Here is a 19849-nt window from a genome sequence, read left to right as displayed (position 1 = left end):
CGTTGGGAACGGGGCCCTGGCGTCGACGCCACACGCCGCCGTCGCACTGGAGCTCGTCCGCGGCGGTGTCGACCGGCAGTGACTACAGCTGGCTCAGGATCGTCCGGTCCGTGATCTTCGTGTCGGCGGCCAGCATCATCGCCTTGCTGAGGATGACCGCGAGCATCCGGTCACCCTCGTAGGGGAGGTAGCCGGCCTGCGGGGCCGCGGGGTTGGACCGGGGGACGATGCACACGTACTGGTCGTTCGGGGTGCGCAGGATGTTGCCCGAGCCCAGGTGGATCCTGTACGTGTGGCGGTCGCCCTTGACCTGGAGGAAGCGGCCCTCCAGCGTGCAGCGGTCGGCTATCGCCAGGCGGGGTATGAGGCGTTCCAGCAGGGCGCGGCGGGTCTCGGCGCTCTCGCCGAGTTCGCCGAAGCCGTACGCCGTCCAGTACTCCTGGAAGCGGCCGCCGGGGCCGCCGTCCTGCCAGGTCGGGTCGTTGCCGACGCTGGCCACGCCGACGAACAGGTCCACGTCGCGCAGGACTTCGGACAGGACCAGGGGCGGGATGTCGGTCAGGGGCAGCGGGTCGGCCAGGGCTGCCCCGCCGTGCATCCGCATGCGGTACTCGCCGCCGCAGCAGTGCGCGGAGTTCTCCGCCGCGTCGATCGGGTAGAAGCGGACCTGGTCGGTGCGCAGGCGCAGGAAGCTGCCGGAGTCCGTGAGGTCGTCGTGGTGCTCGCCGCCGTCGCCCTCGATCCAGTACTCGGCGCGCAGGCCCCACGCGGGCAGTTCGCGGGTGGCGGGCGGCGCCTCGTCGTCCACGTTCAGGCGCAGCTTGTTGCGCCAGCCGCGGACCGCCGCGAGGGCGTGGAACTGGTGCTGGCGGAGGTAGTGCGCGGCGAAGCGGTTGGAGTAGGTGCCCGTCGCGCGTTCCGCGTCCGTCAGCAGATACACCTCGCGGTGGGCCTGCTTGAACGGCTGGGTGATGCCGTGCCTCTCCAGCCAGTCGCGCCAGGCGACGATCTCGGCGGGTTCGTGGTCGACGGGGTGCCAGAGCGTGACCTCGGTGCCGCTGTCCACGGGGGCGTCGGTGAGGGTGCGCAGGGCGCCGTCGGCGTAGCCGGCCGTGGTGCCGTCGACGGTCCACAGGAGGCGGCGGGCGAGGGTGCCGACGAGGGGGTGGTCGAGGTAGCGCTCGCGCCAGGCGGCGTAGGTCCAGGTGCGGCGGGCCACGAACTGGCGGTCCAGGCGCTCGCTCTGGGCCGAGAGCATCTTGTCGATGTCCTTGACGGCCGCCTTGAGGTCCTTGAGCTCGTCGGGGTGGTCGCGGCGGACGTCGGCGGGGACGCTCTTCACGGCCTTTCCGGTGGCGTTGCGCCAGCTCAGCGTCGCCTTGGTGCCGCTGATCCCGATGAGTGCCGTGCTCTCGCCGAGGTGGTGCTCGGCACGGCCGACCTCCGTCAGCCCGTAGGCGGGGACGGCCAGTTCCTCGGTCTCCTCGCGGCTGAGCCCCATGGCCTCGGCGCGCGCGTCGAGTGAGGTGTCGAGCAGCTTGAGCGTGCCCTTGTAGGTGACCCGGGTGGCGAGGCGGGCGAGTTCGGCGAGGGCCGGCTCGCTGTCGACGCGGGCGAGGGCGGTGACAGCGGCGTTGGCGACCTTGGGGTTGACCGGGCCGAGGCCGGAGACCTTCTTGAGCGAGGTCTCGACGAGGGCGCCCAGGGTGCGGGCGGTCTCGGGGTGCGGGGGCAGGAAGGAGAGGAGCCAGGTCAGTCCGCGCAGCACGTCGGCGTTGTACGGGTCGAAGGTGGCGTTGGGGTCCGTGCCGTACGCCGGCACGAGCAGGGGGCGGGTGCGGGGGCGCCCGACCAGGCGCAGCCAGTCCGTCAGGCGTTCCCGCACCGGCTCCGCGCCGACGGCCTCGACGAGCGCCCGCCCGGTCTTCTCCCACGGGGCGGAGGGGCGGGCGGCCGTGGCCGTGGCCGCGTGGGCGACGAGCCGCGACCAGCTCTCGTCCCGTTCCGCCAGGTCGGCGAGGGCCTGGTCGGACCAGGCCTCTCCCGGGTTCACCACGGGGTGGGTGAGCGTCGCGACCAGGGGGCCCAGCCTCCCCTTCCCGCTCCACGTCGTCAGTCGCGTACGGCGGAGCAACGCGACGAAGTCGCCCGGGAGTTCATGGCCGTCGGCGCGCTCCAGCTCGGTGAGCCGCAGGAGTTGAGTCACGTCGTGATGCGCCTCCTGCTCGGACAGCACCGCGATCAGAGCGGGTCGCAGGTCGCGCGGATGGTCGTCGTCTGTCCGGTCCCGCAGGTTGGCCAGCATGTGCATGATGTGCCGACGGCCGTCCGCGCCCGGCTCCAGCTCGAAGTAGCGCCGGGCCAGGCGGTGCAGCAGCGCGGGCCGGAACGGGGCTTCGACCAGGCGCAGCTCCTTGAGGACCGCCTGTTCGGGCCCGCCCCACGGGCCTGCGACCAGCTCGGCGAGCTCCAGCAGCCGCGGCACGACACGCTCGGCGTCCTCAGCCGCGAGGAGTGCGAGAACGTCCTGGATCAGCTCGGCGCGGCCCTCGGTCGGCTCGGTCATCAGCCACCCACCAGTGCCACGAGCTTGAGGAACGTGACCTCGGTCGACAGGCCCAGCTCGATCTCCTCGTCGAGCTCGGTCACCTGACGGTCGCCGACGAGCACCAGGAAGCCGTTGCCCGCGAACGCCTTCAGCGCCAGGGCCGTCTGCTTCTCCGGGTCTATGCGGCGGGGCGTGCGCAGCGCGTAGCCGTTGAGCACGCGCTCGGTGTCCTCGGGCTGGACCAGGCCCTGGAAGACCTCGGGCGTGCGCGCGTTGTACTCGGCGACCTCCTGGACGACCCGGCGGCGGATCAACTCCCGCACGCTGAGCCGCTCCTCGGCGATGTCCAGCCCCCAGCCGTCGCTGCGGCCCCCGCTTGTCGTCTCGTCGACGAACGTCACGAATCCCATGCCGCCGACAGTACGGCCCGCCACTGACAACGCCGGTCCCGCAGGCTCACCGCACCAGCGGCCGGCTCCACTCCCGCGCCCCGGCCGCCCGCATCAGCTCGACGGTGACCAGCGGATGGACGAGTTCGACGTAACGGACCTGGCTGGTCAGGGACTTCCGCAGCTGGCGCATGCTGCGGGCGCCGAACGTGGCCGCGCCCCCGACCCCCGCGGCCCGCGCCAGCTTCTCGACGCCGACCTTGCACTCGGTGGCCTCGGCGTCCCGGCAGACGTGGATCTCGACGTCGCCCGCCCACAGCCCGAGGACGGCCTTGTAGCGCACGTCGGCGCCGGTGTACGTCACCACCGCGAGATGCCGGTCCGCGGTCTGCGACGGACCCTCCAGTGCCAGTCTGCGCGCGGTCCCGGCGAACGCCGCCCGTACCTCGCCGAAGAAGGCCTCTGCTCCCGGAACCATCCCCGTCCCCTCCGTCGTACGCCGCCGGCGAGGGCTCAGCGTACCGACGCGGGGCGTGGTTTCTCGGCCCAATGAGTGACCTCGTGGGCGGTCCGCCCGGCAACCGTCATCCCCGCACCTAATCTGATCGCATGTCAGATGACGAGTCGTACGAACTGCTCGGTTTCGACAACGTGCTGCTGCCCGTCGGCGATCTCGGCGAGGCCGTCGGGTTCTATGAACGCGCGGGGTTCACGGTGGGGTTCCGGCTCGACGAGGCCGGGATCGCGGGGCTCAAGGTCGGCGGGGAGATGCCCGGGATCCTGCTCCGGCAGGAGGAGGCGGTGGGGCACCGTCCGCCGCCGTGGCCGTCCCCGCGCGTGTGGCTGGAGGTGCCGGACGCGCGCGTGGCCGCGCGCACGCTGCGCGGCGCCGGGATCGCGCTGCTGGACGAGCCGTTCTCCGTGGCCACCGGCTGGACCGTGGAGGTCGCCGACCCCTGGGGCAACGTCCTCGGGTTCACCGACTACACCAAGCGTCCGGAGCTCGGTCGCAGGTCGTGACACGGGTGCCTTTAGGCTCTCGTACCGTGCCCGCGAAGAACGTAGAGAACGCAGAAGACGACGACGGCGCCGCGCCGTCCAGCAAGTCCGAGCAGACCCGTGCCCTCATCCTGGAGACCGCCATGCGGCTGTTCCAGGAGCGCGGCTACGACAAGACGACCATGCGGGCCATCGCCAAGGAGGCCGGGGTCTCCGTCGGCAACGCGTACTACTACTTCGAGGGCAAGGAACACCTGATCCAGGGCTTCTACGACCGGATCGCCGCCGAGCACCAGGTGGCGGTCCGGGAGGTCCTGGCGCGGGAGACCGACCTGGAGGCGCGGCTGGCGGGCGTGCTGCGGGCGTGGCTGGACATCGCCACGCCGTACCACGAGTTCGCGGTGCAGTTCTTCAAGAACGCCGCCGACCCCGACAGCCCGCTCAGCCCGTTCTCCGAGGAGTCGGAGCACGCGCGCGTGGAGGCGATCTCCGTCCACCGCCAGGTGCTCGCCGGGACGAGGACCAAGGTGCCCGAGGAACTGCGGGACGTGCTGCCCGAGCTGATGTGGCTGTCCCAGATGGGGCTCGTGCTGTACTGGATCTTCGACCGGACGCCGGGGCGGGAGCGGAGTTACCGGCTCGCCGAGCGCGGGGCCCGGCTCACCGCGCGCGGGGTCGCGCTGGCCCGGTTCCGGGTGCTGCGGCCGCTCGTGCGGGAGGTGCACGAGCTGTTCACGGACTTCCTGCCGGGGATGACGAAGATGATGCCCGACCCCGGCAGGAGGCCCGAGTAGTCCACCTCAGTTGACGGCGTCGACCTCACCGTCGGCCAGCTCCACGTCGTACACCAGCGGTCCTTCCCCGACGACGACGTGCCCCGCGCGTGAGCCGTACGAAGCCGCCGTCGCCGCCAGGAGATACGTCCCCGGCGCCGGGACCGACACGATGTAGGAGCCGTCGGCCAGCGACACCACCCGGTCCAGCTGGCGGCCGCCGCGCGTGAGCAGCGTGACCGCCGCGCCCTCGACGGGCGCGCCGTCCTCGTCGCGGACGAAGCCGTGGACGGCCGAAGCCGGGCCGTCCGGGGTCGCCGCCACCGGGTCGGGCTCGTCCTCCTTGGGCTCCACCGCGAGGTGCGGCAGCCGCTTCTCCAGCCACCCCGGCAGCCACCAGTTGGAGTTCCCGAGCAGATGCATCGCGGCCGGCACCAGCGCCGTACGCAGGACGAACGCGTCCAGGGCCACCGCGGCCGCCAGCCCGACACCCGCCATCGCCGCGCCCGAGTCGCCGCTCAGGACGAAGGCGAGGAACACACAGACCATGATCAGGGCCGCGCTGTTGATGACCCGGCTGGTCTCCGCCAGACCGACCCGCACCGCGCGCGCGTTGTCCTTGGTGTGGACCCACTCCTCGTGCATCCGGCTCACCAGGAACACCTGGTAGTCCATGGAGAGGCCGAAGAGCAGCGACAGCATGATGACCGGCAGGAAGGCGTTGATCGGGCCCTCCTTGCCGAGGCCCAGCATCTCCAGGCCCCAGCCCCACTGGAAGACCGCCACGAGGACACCGAAGGAGGCCGCCGCGGCGATCAGGTTCATCAGGGCGGCCGTCAGCGGGACGACCAGGGAGCGAAAGGCGACCAGCAGGAGCAGGAAGCCGAGGCCGATGATCGTCGCGATGAACAGCGGCAGGCGGTCGCCGGTGACCGACGCGAAGTCCTTGGAGACGGCGGTCACGCCGCCCACGTGGGCCTGGGCGCCCGCCTGCGGGATCACGTCGTCCCGCAGGGTGTCGATCAGGTCGTCGGTCTCCTTGGACTGCGGTGACGTCGTCGGCACGACCTGGATCACCGTGACGCCCTTCGCGGGCGGCAGCGCCGCGACCCGGGCGACACCGGGGGCCGAATCGAGGCCCTTGACCAGCGCGGTCGTGTCCCCGCCGTCGGTGACCACCTGGAGCGGGCCGTTGAAGCCCGGGCCGAAGCCCTCGGCGAGCAGGTCGTAGGCCTTCCTGGTGGTCGTGGAGGCGTCGTCGTTGCCCTGGTCGGTCGCGCCGAGGCGGAGCGAGAGGACCGGTATGGCGAGGACGGCCATGACGACGAGGGCGAGCGCGGCGATCCTGCGGGGGCGCTTCTGGACGTTCACCGACCAGCGGGCGGCGAGGCCGCTCGCCTTCTCCTGCTCGGGTCCGTTCGCTGCCAGCTTCCGGCGCTGGCGGCGACTGAGGACGCGCGGGCCGAGCAGCCCGAGCAGGGCCGGCAGCAGCGTGGTGGCCGCCAGCACGCTCAGGACGACCGTCAGCGAGGTGCCGACGACCACGCCGTCCAGGAAACGCAGCCGCGTCACGAGCATGCCGGCGAGCGCGATACAGACCGTGCCGCCCGCGAACAGCACCGCGCGGCCGGAGGTGTTGAGGGCGGTGACCGCCGACTCCTCCGGGTCCATGCCACGCAGGATGCCGCGCCGGTGCCGGGTGACGATGAACAGGGCGTAGTCGATGCCGACGCCGAGGCCGATCAGGGAGGCGAGCAGCGGGGCGATGTCCGGGATGTCGGTGGCGTGGCTGAGCAGTTGGGTGGAGAACAGGCCCATGCCCACGCCGAACACGGCGATCGCGATCGGCAGCAGCATCGCGAAGAGCGAGCCGAAGGCCAGGAACAGCACGACGGCCGCCGCGACGATGCCGACCATCTCCGACAGGCCCTGCGGCGGCTCCTGCACCCGCTGGATGGCCTGACCGCCCAACTCGACCTGAAGGCCGTCCCGTTCAGCAGCCTGCGCGGTGTCGACGACGTCCTCGACGAGCTCCTTGGGCACCTCGTTCGCGCGCTTGGCGAAGGTCAGCTGCGCGTACGCGATCTTGCCGTCCTTGCTGATCTGCGCGGCCCCTTGAGTGTCGTAGGGGCTGGTCACCGCGCCGACGCCGGGCATCTTCGCGATCTTTTCGAGGGCCGGCTCGATCCGGTCCTGGACCGCCCGGTCCTTCACCGAGCCCCCGTCGACCTTCCACACCACGGTGTCGGTGTCGCCCGAGGTGTTCGGGAAGGCCTTCTCCATCAGGTCGTACGCGCTCTTGGAGTCCGTGTCCGGGAGGGAGAAGACGTTCGCGTAGTTCGTGCCCGCCGTCGAGGCCGAGAAGCCCAGACCGAACAACGCCCCCACCCACAAGAACAGGACCACCAGCCGATGCCGATAGCACCATCGTGCCAATGCCGCCACGCTCAACACTCCCCAGTCGGTTGTCGGTCGGTCCCCCAGGTCCTGGGCAACAAGACTGGCGGCGCCGCACGCGCGGGGGACACCGAAGCCCACCGACTCTCAAGGAACTCCAAAGCACCGAACCACCCGGCTGTCAGTGGGGCCGCCGATACTGGGGGCATGACGACGGCTCCAGGCACCGTGCTGGTCGTGGAGGACGAGGAGAGCATCGCGGACGTCCTCGCCATCGCGCTGCGCTACCACCGGTTCGAGGTGATGGTCGCGGGCACCGTCCGCGAGGCCCTGGCGCTCGCCGAGCGCACCCGGCCCGACGCGGCGCTGCTCGACGTGATGCTGCCCGACGGCGACGGCCGCGCCCTCGGCAGGCAACTGCGCGCCGAGCGGCCCGACCTGGCGTTGGTGTTCCTCACCGCCCGCGACTCGCCCGCCGAGGTCGTCGGCGCCCTCGGCTTCGGCGACGACTACATCACCAAGCCGTTCAACATCGACGAGGTCGTCGCCCGGATCACCGCCGTCCTGCGCCGGACCCGCTCCGCCGACGTGCTGCCGCAGCGGCCGCTGCTGCGCTACGGCGACCTGGAGCTGGACGAGACGACGTATTCGGTGCACCGCGCGGGCCGCTCGGTCGAGCTCACCCCCACCGAGTACGCACTGCTGCGCTTCCTGGTGCGCAACGGCGGCCGGATCGTCCCCAAGGAGCAACTCCTGCGCCATGTCTGGCAGTACGAGCACACGCCGACCGAGTCGACCGTCGTGGAGACCTACATCAGCTATCTGCGGCGCAAGCTGGACACCCTGGGACCGCCGGTGATCACCACGCGGCGCGGCGTCGGATACGGACTGGCATGAGGCTCCGCAGGCTGGGCTGCAAACGCGGCATCCACTCGCTGCGCGCGAAGCTGACGCTGGCGAACGTGGCGCTGCTCGCGCTCGGCATCGTCGCGGCGACCGCGGTGAGCGTGATGGGCATGCGGTACTACCTGCTCGACCAGATCGACTCCGATCTCGCCAAGTCGCGGGAGACGATGAGCAGTTCACGCCTCACCATGCAGATGATCGACGACCTGAGCACCTTGGCGATCGTCCGGGAGCGGTTCCTGCTCCAGGACGACAGGGAGGCGCGTCCGGACCAGATCCTCAGCGTCGTCGACACGCGCGGCGACGCCATCTCCCTGGGCGACTTCACCCCGAGCGCCCTCCAGAAGGACCTCGCGGACGCGGTGGACGACCCGCGCGCGCTGGCCGCCGATCCCGAGCCGCACGACATCCAGGTGCGCGGGGATTCCTACCGGGCCACCGCCACCCGGCTCACCGACGGCACGTACATCCTGTTCGCCACCTCCACCGAGGCCGTCCACAAGGGCATCGGCAAAGCCGTCCGGCTCGACCTCGCCATCGGCACCCTGCTGCTGGCGCTGCTGGCCGTTCTCACCATGTTCAGCGTGCGGCGCCGGATGCGGCCGCTGGAGGACATGGTGGAGACGTCGTCGGCCATCGCCGAGGGTGACCTGACCCGGCGCGTCCCCTCCAGCCGGGAGGCCACCCTGGAGGTCGAGCAGCTGCGCACCGCCCTCAACTCGATGCTCCACCAGGTGGAGTCGGCCTACCGCACCCGCGAGCAGAGCGCCGCCCAGCTGCGCCGTTTCGTCGCCGACGCCTCCCACGAACTGCGCACGCCGCTGTCCGCGATACGCGGCTATCTCCAGCTGTACGACCAGGGGATGCTCCAGGACCCCGACGAGCGCAAACGCGCCTGGGGGCGGGTGATGGCCGAGGCCGACCGGATGGGGCGCCTGGTGGACGAACTGCTCACGCTGGCCCGCCTCGACCAGCGGCCCGAGCTGCGCTTCCGCAACGTCGACCTGACCCGGCTGGTGCGGGACGCGGCCGAGGACCTGCGGGTGCAGCAGCCGGAGCGGCCGATCAGCGTCGACGCCGACGGGGCGCTGCTGGTGCACGCCGACGAGGCGGGGCTCCGACAGGTCCTGGGCAACCTGGTGGGCAACGTCCGCACGCACACCCCGGCCGACGTGCCGGTGCGACTCGGGGTGGAGCGGGCCTACGGGGCCGTACGGCTGTGTGTGGCGGACGACGGTCCGGGCCTCGCCGAGGAGGACGCCGCTCGCGTCTTCGACCGGTTCTTCCGGGCCGGCAGGGGCGCTGGCAGCGGGCTCGGGCTGGCGATCGTGCAGGGGGTCGTGCAGGCGCACGGCGGCCGGGTGACGGTGCGGACGGCGCCGGGCGAGGGGCTGGCGGTGACGGTGATGCTGCCGTCGCGGACGTAGGCGCCGCGCGCGTATGCCTCGTAGGCGTCCCGCGCGTGTGGGTGTCTCGTAGGCGCCCCGCGCGTGTGCCTATGTGGGGGCCAGCACCAGGGCCCACACCGTCTGGCCGTGCCGTCCCCGGCTCCACACCCCCCACGCGGCGGCGACGTTCTCCACCAGGTGCAGTCCGCGCCCGGACTCCTCCCACTCCCCCACCAGCCGCAGCCGCGGCTCCAGTTGGCCCTCGTCGGAGACCTCTATGAGGCAGGAGCCGTCGGCGAGGGCGGTCACCGCGACCTCGAACTCGCGCTCCAGGAGCGGCCCGTGGCGTACGACGTTGGTGGCCAGCTCGGACACCAGCAGCACCGCGTCCGCCAGGGCCGGGTCGTCATGGCCGTGCCCCCAGTCGGCCAGATGGTCCCGGACCCGGCGCCGCGCCAGACCGACGGAGGCCGGGTGCCGGGGCAGCCGGAAGGAGTTGCGTCTCAACACGTTTGCTCCTCACCCCACGCACACCTCCGTCACATGGTGCTGCGTCGGGCGCCCGCCCCGCGTCACTCGGGCGAATGTCATGCCGCGAGTTCGCGTCAGATCCAGTTCAGACGCCAGAGCCGGAAGACACCGGTGCCGTCCGAGAGGTACTGGCCACCGCCGACGTCCTCGCTGCTCACGACGTATTCCTTGGCCTGCCACAGCGGGATGACCGGCACATCGCGCGCGATGGCGTCCTGCATCGACCGGAAGTCCTCCGCGGCGTCGGCGCGGTCGGCGTACTGCTGGCTGGCCTGGATCAGCTTGTCGACCTCGCTGCTGCTGTAGCCGGTGTTCATGGTGCCGTCGGTGCCGACGAGCGGTCCGCCGTAGGTGTCCGGGTCGGGGAAGTCGGCGACCCAGCCGACCGCGTAGGCGTCGAGCTTGCCGGTCGCCCACGCCTTCTGGAAGGCGGTCCACTCGTACGGCTTGAGCGTCACCTTGAACAGCCCGCCCGCCTCCAGCTGCTTCTTGAGCTCGGCGGCCTCCTTGTCGGCGGCGCCGCGACCGGTGGCGTACCCGTAGGTGAACTTCACCGGCAGCGTCACCCCGGCCTCGGTGAGCAGGGCCTTGGCCTTGGCGGTGCTCTGCTTGGCGTAGGCGTCGAAGAACGCCGTGGTGTGGCCGGTGATGCCCGCCGGGATCAGCGAGTAGAGGGGGTCGACGGTCCCCTCGTAGACCGTGGCGGCCAGCCGCTCCCGGTCGATCATCCAGGCCATGGCCTGCCGGACCTTGGTGTCGTGCAGCGGCGAGGAGGAGCGGGTGTTGAGGTAGAGGTTGCGGACCTCGGAGCTGTCGGCCTCGGAGACGCGCATCGAGGGGTCGCTGGGGTTCAGCCCGGCGAGCACCTCGGGCGGCAGCTGCCGGGTGGCGACCTCGATCTGCCGGGCCTTCCAGGCCGCGTTCAGCTTGTCGGCGTCCTTGTAGTAGAGCAGTTCGACCGGGCGCCCGGCGTCCTTCACCGCGCCCTTGTAGCGGCTGCTGGGCGCGAGGGTGACCTTCTTGTCCTTCGTATACGACTGCAACTCGTACGGGCCGGTGCCGTCCACGCCGTTGTCCTTGCGCAGGCCGTCCGCGGGGTACTTGTCGCGGTCGACGATCGAACCGGCTCCGGTGGCGACCTTGAACGGGAAGGTGGCGTCCGGGGAGGAGAGGTGGAAGGTGACCGTCAGACCCTGGGCCGTCACCGACTTGAGGGTGTCGAGCAGGGAGACCGGGCCGACGTCCGACTTGATCTTCTTGACCCGGTCGAACGAGTACTTGACGTCCTCGGCGGTCATCGCGCGCCCGCTCGGGAACTTGAGGTCCTTCCGCAGTCGGCAGCGGTACGTCTTGAGGTCGCTGCCCACGAACGCACAGCTCTCCGCCGCGTCGGGCACCGGCGTGGCGCCGCCCGACTCGAAGGTCAGCAGCGACTGGAAGACATTGCTGAACAGGGCCCAGGACCCGGCGTCATAGGCGCCGGCCGGATCGAGGGACGTGACGACGTCCGTCGTACCGACCCTGATCGTCTTGTCCTTGTCCTCCTGCGACGGCATCAGCTGCCAGCCGCCCACTCCCACGGCCGCCAGCACGAGCAGCGTCGCGAGAATCCGTATGCGAACCGATCGCATCGGTTTCCTTCCCCGGGCCCCTGACGGCCCCCAGCGCATATGCCACTCCCCTAGCGGCGCGGCTCACCTAATCACACGGGTTTCTCCGGGGGAAGAGGGATCTTGAGAGTTGAGAAAGTCATTGCCGCAAGGCGTTACCGAAGAGTTTCACAGGGCTCGCACAGAGTCCGCCGCGAAAGGTTTCAAGCCGGCTGCGGGACAGGGCTCTACGCCTGCCGGGACGCCAGCTCGATCACCGTGATGTCCGAGGGCGCGCCCACGCGCGTGGGCGGCCCCCAGGCGCCCGCGCCGCGGCTGACGTAGAGCTGGGTGTCGCCGTAGCGTTCCAGGCCCGCGACGGTCGGGTTGGCGGCTTCGGCGATGAGGTTGCCGGGCCAGAGCTGGCCGCCGTGGGTGTGGCCGGAGAGCTGGAGGTCGACGCCGTGCTCGACGGCGTCGTGGATCTGCACGGGCTGGTGGGCAAGGAGCACGCACGCGCGCGTGGTGTCACGGTCGCCGAGCGCCTTGCCGAAGTCGGGGCCCTGGCCCTCGCTCTCGCCGGCGATGTCGTTGACGCCGGCGAGATCGAAATGGCGCAGCTCCGTACGGGCGTTCTCCAAGGGGAGCAGTCCGAGCCGGCGCACCTCCTCCACCCACTGCTCGGCGCCGGAGAAGTACTCGTGGTTGCCGGTGACGAAGTAGGCCGGCGCCGTCAGCCGCGACAGCGGGGCGGCGGCCGGGCCGAGGTCCTTCACGCTGCCGTCCACCAGGTCGCCGACGACCGCGACCAGGTCGGGCTGCGTGGAGTTGATCGTGTCGACGACCTTCTGCGCGAAGCCGCGGCCCAGCACGGGGCCCAGGTGGATGTCGCTGACCACCGCGATCCTGAACCCGTGCGCCGCGCGCGGCAGTTTGGCCAGCGGCACGGTGACCCGCTTCACCCGCGGCCCGCGCAGCACGCCGTACGTGCCGTAACCGACGGTTCCGACCGCGGCCGCGGCGGCCGCTCCGCCGACCACGCGGGAGACGAACAGGCGCCGGGAGGGGGCGGCGAGGAGACGGGGGGACGCGGGCTCGGCGGGCTCTTCCGGGGCCGGTCCCGCCGGTACGGGCTCCGGTTGCGGTACGGCGACGGCCGCGACGGGCGCCTTCCGCCGGTCCCGTCGCTCCAGGAAGCGGCGCAGCAGAGGTCGTACGACCTCACCCGCCACCACGCCCAGCAGCAGGTAGATCGACAGCGCCAGCCACAGGAAACCGGGCCACGCCAGCGTCTGCTGGAGCCAGAAGGGCGCTCCGGTGCGCTCGCCCACGAGGGCGCCGATCGCCAGCAGCCAGCCGCCGGCGACGACCGCCACGCCGACCCGCCGGCCCCGGCCCGGGCCGCTCGTCGTGTCGCGGAACAGACGGCGCCACAGGTACCAGTTGGCGGCCACCAGGACGGCCAGGGCCAGCACGGCGAAGACGATGACCACGGAGTCGTATCCCTTTGTTGTCGTGTGCGGAGAACGGGCCCGCTATGACGTCTGGCGCAAAGCACGCACCCCGCGCAACCCGATGAGGCCGACGACCGTCCCCAATACGAAGGACACGACGGCGAGCGTCAGGTGCACCCAGAAGTACGCGGTCGGGTCGCCCGCGTCGTCGAACGCGAGTCCGCTGCCGTCCTTGACGAGATTCTTGACGAAAGTGATCCAGATGACCCAGCTCCACACCCCGAAGGCGAGCAGGAACCAGGAGACGGGGCGGCTGAGCTTCATGCGTCCAGTATCTCCGCCAGGTGTCTGGTTCCTCGGCCGGGGTGGGGAGGGCAGTGGGACTTCACGGGCGGTGGCATGTACGTTTCCGACCGTGTCCGCACCCAAGAAGACCACCAGGCGATGCCTGCTGGTCGTTTCCGCCACCCTGACGTCCCTCGCGCTGACCGCGGGCCCCGTGCTCGCCGCGCCCGGCCCCTCGACGTCTCCCTCGGCCACCCCGCCCGCGAAGATGTCGACGGTCGGCGGCGCCCGGCTCGGGCAGGCCGGCACCCAGGTCAACCTGGCGAGCGGGGTGCCGGTGCTGCCCAAGGGCCTCACCGCGCGGTCGTGGATCGTCTCCGACGCCGAGTCCGGCGAGGTGCTCGCCGCGCACAACGCGCACTGGCGGCTGGCCCCGGCGAGCACCCTGAAGATGCTGTTCGCCGACACCGTCCTGCCGAAGTTCCCCAGCACCACCGAGCACAAGGTCGTCCCCTCCGACCTCGCCGGCATGGGCGTCGGCTCCAGCATGGTCGGCATAAAGGAGGGCGAGAAGTACACCGTCCACGACCTGTGGCTCGGTGTCTTCCTGCGCTCCGGCAACGACGCCGTGCACGTGCTGTCCGCGATGAACGGCGGCGTGAAGCACACGGTCGCGGAGATGAACGAGCACGCCGAGGAGCTTCAGGCCCTCGACACCCACGTGGTCAGCCCCGACGGCTACGACGCCGAGGGCCAGGTGTCGAGCGCGTACGACCTGACACTGTTCGCCCGCTCCGGGCTCCAGAAGAAGGACTTCCGCGAGTACTGCTCGACGGTCAGCGCGAAGTTCCCGGGCGAGACGAAGAAGAACAAGAAAGGCAAGAAGGTCCGCGAGTCCTTCGAGATCCAGAACACCAACCGGCTGCTGTCCGGCACCGACTCCGACGTCGACGTCTACCCGGGCATCGCGGGCGTCAAGAACGGCAACACCACCAACGCGGGCGCCACCTTCACCGGCGTCGCCGAACGGGGCGGCAAGGTGCTGCTCGTCACCGTCATGAACCCGGCGAAGAACGAGCACGACGAGGTCTACAAGGAGACCGCGAAGCTCTTCGACTGGGGCTTCAAGGCCGCCGGCAAGGTCGCCCCGGTGGGCGAGCTGGTCCCGCCGAAGAGCGCCGCGCAGCCGAGCGCCCAGCCGGGTGCCACGGCCTCCGGCGAGGCGGGCGGCGCGGTCGGTGGCGGCGGGTCCTCCGCCAAGCCGGTGGCGAGCGCCACGGCGGCCTCCGGCTCCGGCGGCATGGGCATCGCCCTCGCCATCACCGGCGGGGTGCTGGCGCTGCTGGCGGCGGGCGCGTTCCTGGTCAACCGCCGGTGGCCGCTGCCGGATCTCGTACGTCGTCGTCGCTGACCTCGGGCAGTTCGTCCGCCGCGCTCTGCGTCGCCGTCCAGGCGGCGCAGAACAGGACGAGTTTCGACGTGAAGTTGATCCACAGCAGCAGGGCGACGGGGACGCCGAAGGCGCCGTACATGCTCTTCGTGGCCACGCCCTGCATATAGCCGCTCAGCAGCAGCTTCAGCAGCTCGAAGCCGACCGCGCCGATCAGCGCCGCCACCAGCAGCCGGCGGCGGGTCGGTTCGACGCCCGGCAGCAGGGTGAGGACGTAGAGCAGCAACAGGAAGTCGGCCAGCACGGCGATCAGGAACGCGGCGATCCGCAGCAGCACGGCGCCCCAGCCCTCCCGGTCGATGCCGATCTGGTCGCTGATCCAGCCGACCAGGGCGGAGCCGACGGCGGACGCGGCGATCGTGACCAGGAGCGCGCCGCCGAGGCCGACGAGGATGCCGGTGTCCTTGGCCTTGCTCAGGAGCGGGTTCACCTCCTCGTCGGGCAGCTCCCACACCGCGCGCAGGCACTCACGCATCGAGCCGACCCAGCCGATGCCGGTGAACAGCAGCACGGCGCCGGCGATGAGACCGATGGCGCCGGCGTTCTCGACCAGGCCGTGGATGTTCAGCTGGTCGGAGATGCCGGGCACCTGGTCTGCGATCTTGTTCTGAAGGTCCTGCTGCTGCGACTCGCTGAGAGTCGCGGCGGCGATCGCGGCGGCCACGGTCAGCAGCGGGAACAGGGCGATGAAGCTGATGAACGTCATCGCGGCGGCCAGCCGCGTCCACTTCACCCGGTCCAGCCGCTCGTACGACCGCCACGCGTGCGTGGCCATCAGCCGGACGAACGCCGGTCCGACTACGGGGAGCTTCTTCAGCCAGTCCATGTCCGCCTCTGTGCTCGGTGACCCAGGTATGCCCACGTCCTGAAGACCCATGTACGAGTACCCCAAAAGCGCAGGACAGTGGCGGGCGCCATGCCGGTCCGGTCCCGGCGGACCGAGTGGTTCGCCAACGGGCCGGGTGATCTACGAATGGGCCGGATGATCTACCAATGGGCCACCGCCAGCCCGTACATCCCCAGCCACACCAGGCCGATGACGGCGAGGGCGCGGTCGCCGAGGACGACTTCCTCGGGCTCGCCCGCGGTGCCCCGGTCGGCGAAGACGGCGTACCGCAGGACCGCGAGGATGAACGCCACGACGGACAGCTGGCGCCAGGGCAGCAGGCCGGTGGCTGTCGGCACGGCATGCGTGCCGTCGCCCTCCAGGGCCCACAGGCAGTACCCGAGGACGGCCACCCCGGCCGCCAGCTGCCAGACGAAGCGCAGATAGCCGGTCGTGTACTCGGTGAGCAACGCGCGCGTGGCGCCCGCCGTTCCTTCCATCTGCACGGCTTCGGAGTAGCGCTTGGCCGCCACCATGAACAACGCCCCGAAGCCGGTCGTGATGAGGAACCAGCGTGACAGTGGAATCCCGAGGGCGAGCCCGCCGACCATCGCCCGCATCAGGAACCCGGTCGTGACGACGACGAGGTCGACGACCAGGACGTGCTTGAGGCTGACGCAGTAGGCGAGTTGCATGCCGACATAGGCGGTGAGCAGGGCCGGGACGAGGGGCGGGGTGAGCCAGCCGGCGAGGGCGAGCGCCAGGACGGCGAGGACGCCTCCGACTCCGTACGCGACGGGTACGGGGACCTGTCCGGCGGCGACCGGGCGGTGGCGCTTGGTGGGGTGGGCGCGGTCGGCCTCGGCGTCGCGGGCGTCGTTGATCAGGTAGACGGCGGCGGCGCACGCCGTGAACAGCGCGAAGACCAGCGCGAGTTGGCTGAGCGCGTGCCGGGTGAACAGCTGGCCCGCGGCCGCGGGGGCGGCGACGACGAGAAGGTTCTTGACCCACTGCTTGGGGCGGGCGGTCTTGAGGAGGCCGTGGAGGACGGAGTGGGGGCGGGGGTGGGGGTGGGGTGGTGCGGGGTGTCGTGGGGGCGTGCGTTGGCCGAGGAGGGCGGGGGTGGTGGGGGGTGCGGAGGTGTGGGAGGGCGTGGGGGTGGTGGGGGGTGCGGAGGTGTGGGAGGGCGTGGGGGTGGTGGGGGGCGTAGGGGTGTTCGGGGGCGCGCCGTCGGAACGTGTGCCGCTGTCGGAATGCCCGCTGTTGGGGCGCCCGTTGTTGGGGTGCGGCACGGTCTCAGTCATGCGCGCCCCCTCGGATCCAGCGCGCTCCGAAACGCGCCGTGAGCGCCCCCAGCGCCGCGCCGGCCGCTACGTCGGAGGGGTAGTGGACGCCGACGACGAGGCGCGAGAGGCACATGGCGACGGCGAGGGGTGGGAGGAGGAGGCGGGTGGCGCGAGCGGCGCGGGTGACGGGAGTGAGGCAGGTAGCGCGAGCGGCGTGGCTGACCGGCGTGAGGTCGGTGGCGCACGCGCCATAGGTGACCGGCGTAAGGCCGCGTCCAGGGCGCGTGCCAGCCGGAAGGCGCCCCCTACATACCGCGCACGCCCCCAGCGTCCCGAACGCCACCGCGGCCGCCGCCGCGGAGGTCGCGTGGGAGCTCGGGAAGGAGTAGCGGCCGGCGGTGCGCACGAGGGGATCGACGTGCGCGGGGCGCGGGCGCCGCACCACCCTCTTCACGCCCATGCTGATGGCGTGCGCGCCCGCGGTGAGCGCTGTCCCGCGCAACCAGGCGCCGCGTCGCGCGCCGTCCACGGCGGCTCCCGCGAGGCCCGCCGCGAGCCACAGCGCCCCGTGCTCACCGGCCCAGGACAGGGCGCGCGCGGCGGCACCGACGCGCGGGTCGGCACCGTACGCCCTGAACGCCGAAAGGATTCGCCGTTCCATGCCATGGCGTACGCCGAGGACACCGGTGTCGTCGAGGCCGCCTGGATCGTCGAAGGGGTCCATGTGGACTCACTGTTCACGCCGACACGGCCCGAGCTCCGGCAATATTGAGCGACATCCCATTAATCACCCATTTCGGGGAGAGGATGAATGTCCAGGGATGTTTGAAAACAAATCGCCCTCTTAAGGGCGATACGGTCGCCGACATGTCTGCCGAGACCGTTTCCGTCACAGGTTGGGGCCGTACGGCGCCCACCGCGGCCCGTCTGATCCGTCCACGGACGTACGAGGAGGCCGTGGCGGCCGTCCGGGACTGCGGGGCCCGCGGCGGCATCCCCAGGGGCCTGGGACGGGCGTACGGCGACGCGGCGCAGAACGCGGGTGGGGCGGTCCTCGACATGACGGCCCTGGACCGCGTCCACGTCATCGACGCCGACAGCGGCATCGTGCTGTGCGACGCGGGCGTCTCCCTGCACCGGCTGATGCGGGTCCTGCTGCCGCTCGGCTGGTTCGTCCCGGTGACGCCCGGCACGCGCCACGTCACGGTCGGCGGCGCGATCGGCGCCGACATCCACGGCAAGAACCACCACGTCTCCGGCTCCTTCTCCCGGCACGTGCTGTCCTTCGAACTCCTCACCGCCGACGGTGAGATCCGCGCGGTGAGCCGCGGCACGCCCCTGTTCGACGCGACCACCGGCGGCATGGGCCTGACCGGCGTGATCCTGACCGCGACGGTCCAGCTCCAGCCGGTGCAGACCTCGCTGATGTCGGTCGACACCGAACGCGCGCGTGACCTCGACGACCTGATGGCCCGACTGTCCGCCACCGACGACTACTACCGCTACTCGGTCGCCTGGATCGACCTGCTGGCGCGCGGCGCGTCGACCGGCCGGGCGGTGCTCACGCGCGGCGAGCACGCGCCCCTCGACGCGCTGGGCACGCGCGCGCGGAGAGACCCGCTGGCGTTCCGGCCCGCCCAGCTCCCGGCCCCGCCCGCTGTCCTCCCGGAGGGGCTGCTGAACCGCCGTACCGTGGGCTGGTTCAACGAACTCTGGTACCGCAAGGCCCCTCGCGCGCGTACCGGCCAACTGCAGAAGCTCTCGACGTTCTTCCACCCCTTGGACGGGGTCCCGCACTGGAACCGCGTCTACGGCCGGGGCGGGTTCGTGCAGTACCAGTTCGTCGTCCCGTACGGCCGGGAGGACACCCTGCGCCGGGTCGTGCGCCGCCTCTCGGAGCGCCGCTGCCCGTCCTTCCTGGCCGTCCTCAAGCGCTTCGGCGACGCCGACCCGGGCTGGCTCTCCTTCCCGCTGCCGGGCTGGACCCTGGCCCTGGACATCCCGGCGGGCCTGCCCGGCCTCGGCGCCCTCCTCGACGGACTGGACGAGGAGGTGGCCGCGGCCGGGGGGCGCGTCTACCTCGCCAAGGACTCCCGGCTGCGCCCCGAACTGCTCGCCGCGATGTACCCGCGCCTCGACGACTTCCGCGCGCTGCGCGCGGAGTTGGACCCGCGCGGGGCCTTCGTCTCGGACCTGTCCCGCCGCCTCGACCTCTAGAGCCCCGATCCCCGGAGCCTCTGGCTCGACCCATAGGAGCTGCTTGCCGTGAAGGACGCCTTCGGCCTCCCCCAGTCCCTGCTCGTCCTCGGCGGGACGTCGGAGATCGCTCTGGCCACCGCCCGCCGCCTCGTCGCCCGCCGCACCCGCACGGTGTGGCTGGCGGGGCGCCCCTCGTCCGCCCTGGAACAGTCCGCGGCCGACCTGCGCGCCCTGGGGGCCGACGTGCGCACCGTCGCCTTCGACGCGCTCGCCACCGAGTCCCACGAGACCGTGCTCGGCAAGGTCTTCGCCGAGGGCGACATCGACATGGTGCTGCTCGCCTTCGGGGTCCTCGGCGACCAGGCCCATGACGAGCGCGAGCCGCTCGACGCGGTGCGGGTCGCGCAGACCAACTACACGGGCGCGGTGTCGGCAGGCCTGGTCTCCGCGCGCGCGTTGCAGGCGCAGGGCCACGGCTCCCTGGTGGTCCTCTCCTCGGTCGCCGGTGAACGCGCGCGCCGCTCCAACTTCATCTACGGCTCCAGCAAGGCCGGCCTCGACGCCTTCGCCCAGGGCCTGGGCGACGCCCTGCACGGCACCGGCGTGCACGTCATGGTCGTACGCCCCGGGTTCGTGCGGACGAAGATGACCGCCGGCCTGCCGGAGGCGCCGCTCGCGACGACGCCCGAGGAGGTCGCGACGGCCGTGGAACTGGGGCTGAGGCGGCGTTCGGAGACGGTGTGGGTGCCCGGGGTGCTCCGCTGGGTGATGTCGGCCCTGCGGCACGTACCGCGCGAGGTGTTCCGGCGGTTGCCGCTCTAGCCGGACG

At 71.5% G+C, this 19849-nt stretch carries 18 protein-coding genes and 1 pseudogene; 7 read left to right on the top strand and 12 right to left on the bottom strand.

Annotated elements, in window-relative coordinates:
* Window positions 1-82: 82 nt before the first annotated feature.
* From EJC51_RS30110 to EJC51_RS30100, 3 genes are read right to left on the bottom strand one after another with little or no spacing between them, the layout of a single operon-like run.
* Window positions 83-2566, bottom strand: a complete 2484-nt coding sequence (locus EJC51_RS30110; protein ID WP_126273942.1) for a DUF4132 domain-containing protein — start codon at window positions 2564-2566, stop codon at window positions 83-85.
* Complete coding sequence (locus EJC51_RS30105; RefSeq protein ID WP_126273941.1) at window positions 2566-2958, bottom strand: hypothetical protein; 393 nt, start codon at window positions 2956-2958, stop codon at window positions 2566-2568. The genes EJC51_RS30110 and EJC51_RS30105 overlap by 1 nt, the downstream gene beginning before the upstream one ends.
* 46 nt (window positions 2959-3004) lie before the next feature.
* Window positions 3005-3415, bottom strand: coding sequence for a hypothetical protein (locus EJC51_RS30100; protein WP_126273940.1), 411 nt, complete (start codon window positions 3413-3415; stop codon window positions 3005-3007).
* Window positions 3416-3546: 131 nt separating this feature from the next.
* Here EJC51_RS30100 and EJC51_RS30095 point away from each other — a divergent pair, with 131 nt between their 5' ends.
* Both EJC51_RS30095 and EJC51_RS30090 read left to right on the top strand, forming a co-directional pair.
* Window positions 3547-3957: a VOC family protein gene (locus EJC51_RS30095; protein WP_126273939.1), complete on the top strand. Its 411-nt coding sequence runs from the start codon at window positions 3547-3549 to the stop codon at window positions 3955-3957.
* A gap of 26 nt (window positions 3958-3983) precedes the next feature.
* Window positions 3984-4730 carry a TetR/AcrR family transcriptional regulator gene (locus tag EJC51_RS30090; RefSeq protein ID WP_126273938.1) on the top strand — a complete coding sequence of 249 codons (747 nt, stop codon included), beginning with the start codon at window positions 3984-3986 and terminating at the stop codon, window positions 4728-4730.
* Between the two features lie 6 nt (window positions 4731-4736).
* On the opposite strand, the gene EJC51_RS30085 is transcribed toward EJC51_RS30090, so the two are convergent.
* Window positions 4737-7145 carry an MMPL family transporter gene (locus EJC51_RS30085; RefSeq protein WP_126277183.1) on the bottom strand — a complete coding sequence of 803 codons (2409 nt, stop codon included), beginning with the start codon at window positions 7143-7145 and terminating at the stop codon, window positions 4737-4739.
* A 168-nt stretch (window positions 7146-7313) separates the two neighbouring features.
* Between EJC51_RS30085 and EJC51_RS30080 the strand changes: the two genes are divergently transcribed.
* Both EJC51_RS30080 and EJC51_RS30075 read left to right on the top strand, forming a co-directional pair.
* Entirely contained in the window at window positions 7314-8003 is a 690-nt protein-coding gene (locus tag EJC51_RS30080; RefSeq protein WP_126273937.1) for a response regulator transcription factor, read from the top strand.
* Complete coding sequence (locus tag EJC51_RS30075) at window positions 8000-9439, top strand: sensor histidine kinase (protein WP_126273936.1); 1440 nt, start codon at window positions 8000-8002, stop codon at window positions 9437-9439. The genes EJC51_RS30080 and EJC51_RS30075 overlap by 4 nt, the downstream gene beginning before the upstream one ends.
* A 69-nt stretch (window positions 9440-9508) precedes the next feature.
* Here the strand turns inward: EJC51_RS30075 and EJC51_RS30070 are convergent, their stop codons facing one another.
* From EJC51_RS30070 to EJC51_RS30055, 4 genes are all read right to left on the bottom strand, one after another.
* Entirely contained in the window at window positions 9509-9910 is a 402-nt protein-coding gene (locus EJC51_RS30070) for an ATP-binding protein (protein WP_126273935.1), read from the bottom strand.
* Between the two features lie 95 nt (window positions 9911-10005).
* Window positions 10006-11562: an ABC transporter substrate-binding protein gene (locus EJC51_RS30065; protein ID WP_126273934.1), complete on the bottom strand. Its 1557-nt coding sequence runs from the start codon at window positions 11560-11562 to the stop codon at window positions 10006-10008.
* Window positions 11563-11768: 206 nt separating this feature from the next.
* Entirely contained in the window at window positions 11769-13013 is a 1245-nt protein-coding gene (locus tag EJC51_RS30060) for a metallophosphoesterase (protein ID WP_126273933.1), read from the bottom strand.
* Between the two features lie 42 nt (window positions 13014-13055).
* Window positions 13056-13298: an SCO4848 family membrane protein gene (locus EJC51_RS30055; protein WP_079311805.1), complete on the bottom strand. Its 243-nt coding sequence runs from the start codon at window positions 13296-13298 to the stop codon at window positions 13056-13058.
* A gap of 91 nt (window positions 13299-13389) precedes the next feature.
* Between EJC51_RS30055 and EJC51_RS30050 the strand changes: the two genes are divergently transcribed.
* Window positions 13390-14670, top strand: a complete 1281-nt coding sequence (locus EJC51_RS30050) for a D-alanyl-D-alanine carboxypeptidase family protein (protein WP_244362911.1) — start codon at window positions 13390-13392, stop codon at window positions 14668-14670.
* Here EJC51_RS30050 and EJC51_RS30045 read toward each other — a convergent pair.
* From EJC51_RS30045 to EJC51_RS30035, 4 genes and pseudogenes are all read right to left on the bottom strand, one after another.
* Window positions 14624-15535 carry a YihY/virulence factor BrkB family protein gene (locus tag EJC51_RS30045; RefSeq protein WP_126273931.1) on the bottom strand — a complete coding sequence of 304 codons (912 nt, stop codon included), beginning with the start codon at window positions 15533-15535 and terminating at the stop codon, window positions 14624-14626. The genes EJC51_RS30050 and EJC51_RS30045 overlap by 47 nt on opposite strands.
* Window positions 15523-15630, bottom strand: a pseudogene (locus EJC51_RS49625) (GtrA family protein); the annotation flags it as partial. The pseudogene EJC51_RS49625 and the gene EJC51_RS30045, both read right to left, overlap by 13 nt.
* 66 nt (window positions 15631-15696) lie before the next feature.
* Complete coding sequence (locus EJC51_RS30040; RefSeq protein ID WP_244362909.1) at window positions 15697-16839, bottom strand: decaprenyl-phosphate phosphoribosyltransferase; 1143 nt, start codon at window positions 16837-16839, stop codon at window positions 15697-15699.
* Complete coding sequence (locus EJC51_RS30035) at window positions 16832-17545, bottom strand: phosphatase PAP2 family protein (RefSeq protein WP_425276811.1); 714 nt, start codon at window positions 17543-17545, stop codon at window positions 16832-16834. Before EJC51_RS30035 ends, EJC51_RS30040 begins: the two co-directional genes overlap by 8 nt.
* Window positions 17546-17688: 143 nt before the next feature.
* On the opposite strand from EJC51_RS30035, the gene dprE1 reads away from it, so the two are divergent.
* Both dprE1 and dprE2 read left to right on the top strand, forming a co-directional pair.
* A complete protein-coding gene (gene dprE1, locus EJC51_RS30030) occupies window positions 17689-19038 on the top strand; it encodes a decaprenylphosphoryl-beta-D-ribose oxidase (RefSeq protein ID WP_126273930.1) in 1350 nt (449 codons plus the stop codon).
* A gap of 48 nt (window positions 19039-19086) precedes the next feature.
* Window positions 19087-19842 (top strand): decaprenylphospho-beta-D-erythro-pentofuranosid-2-ulose 2-reductase, encoded by a 756-nt coding sequence (gene dprE2, locus EJC51_RS30025; RefSeq protein WP_126273929.1) that lies wholly within the window; start codon window positions 19087-19089, stop codon window positions 19840-19842.
* Window positions 19843-19849 lie beyond the last annotated feature (7 nt).

Source organism: Streptomyces aquilus, assembly GCF_003955715.1.
Classification (GTDB): domain Bacteria; phylum Actinomycetota; class Actinomycetes; order Streptomycetales; family Streptomycetaceae; genus Streptomyces; species Streptomyces aquilus.
Note: the sequence above shows the minus strand (reverse complement) of the source record. Positions and strands in the feature narration are given on the sequence as shown.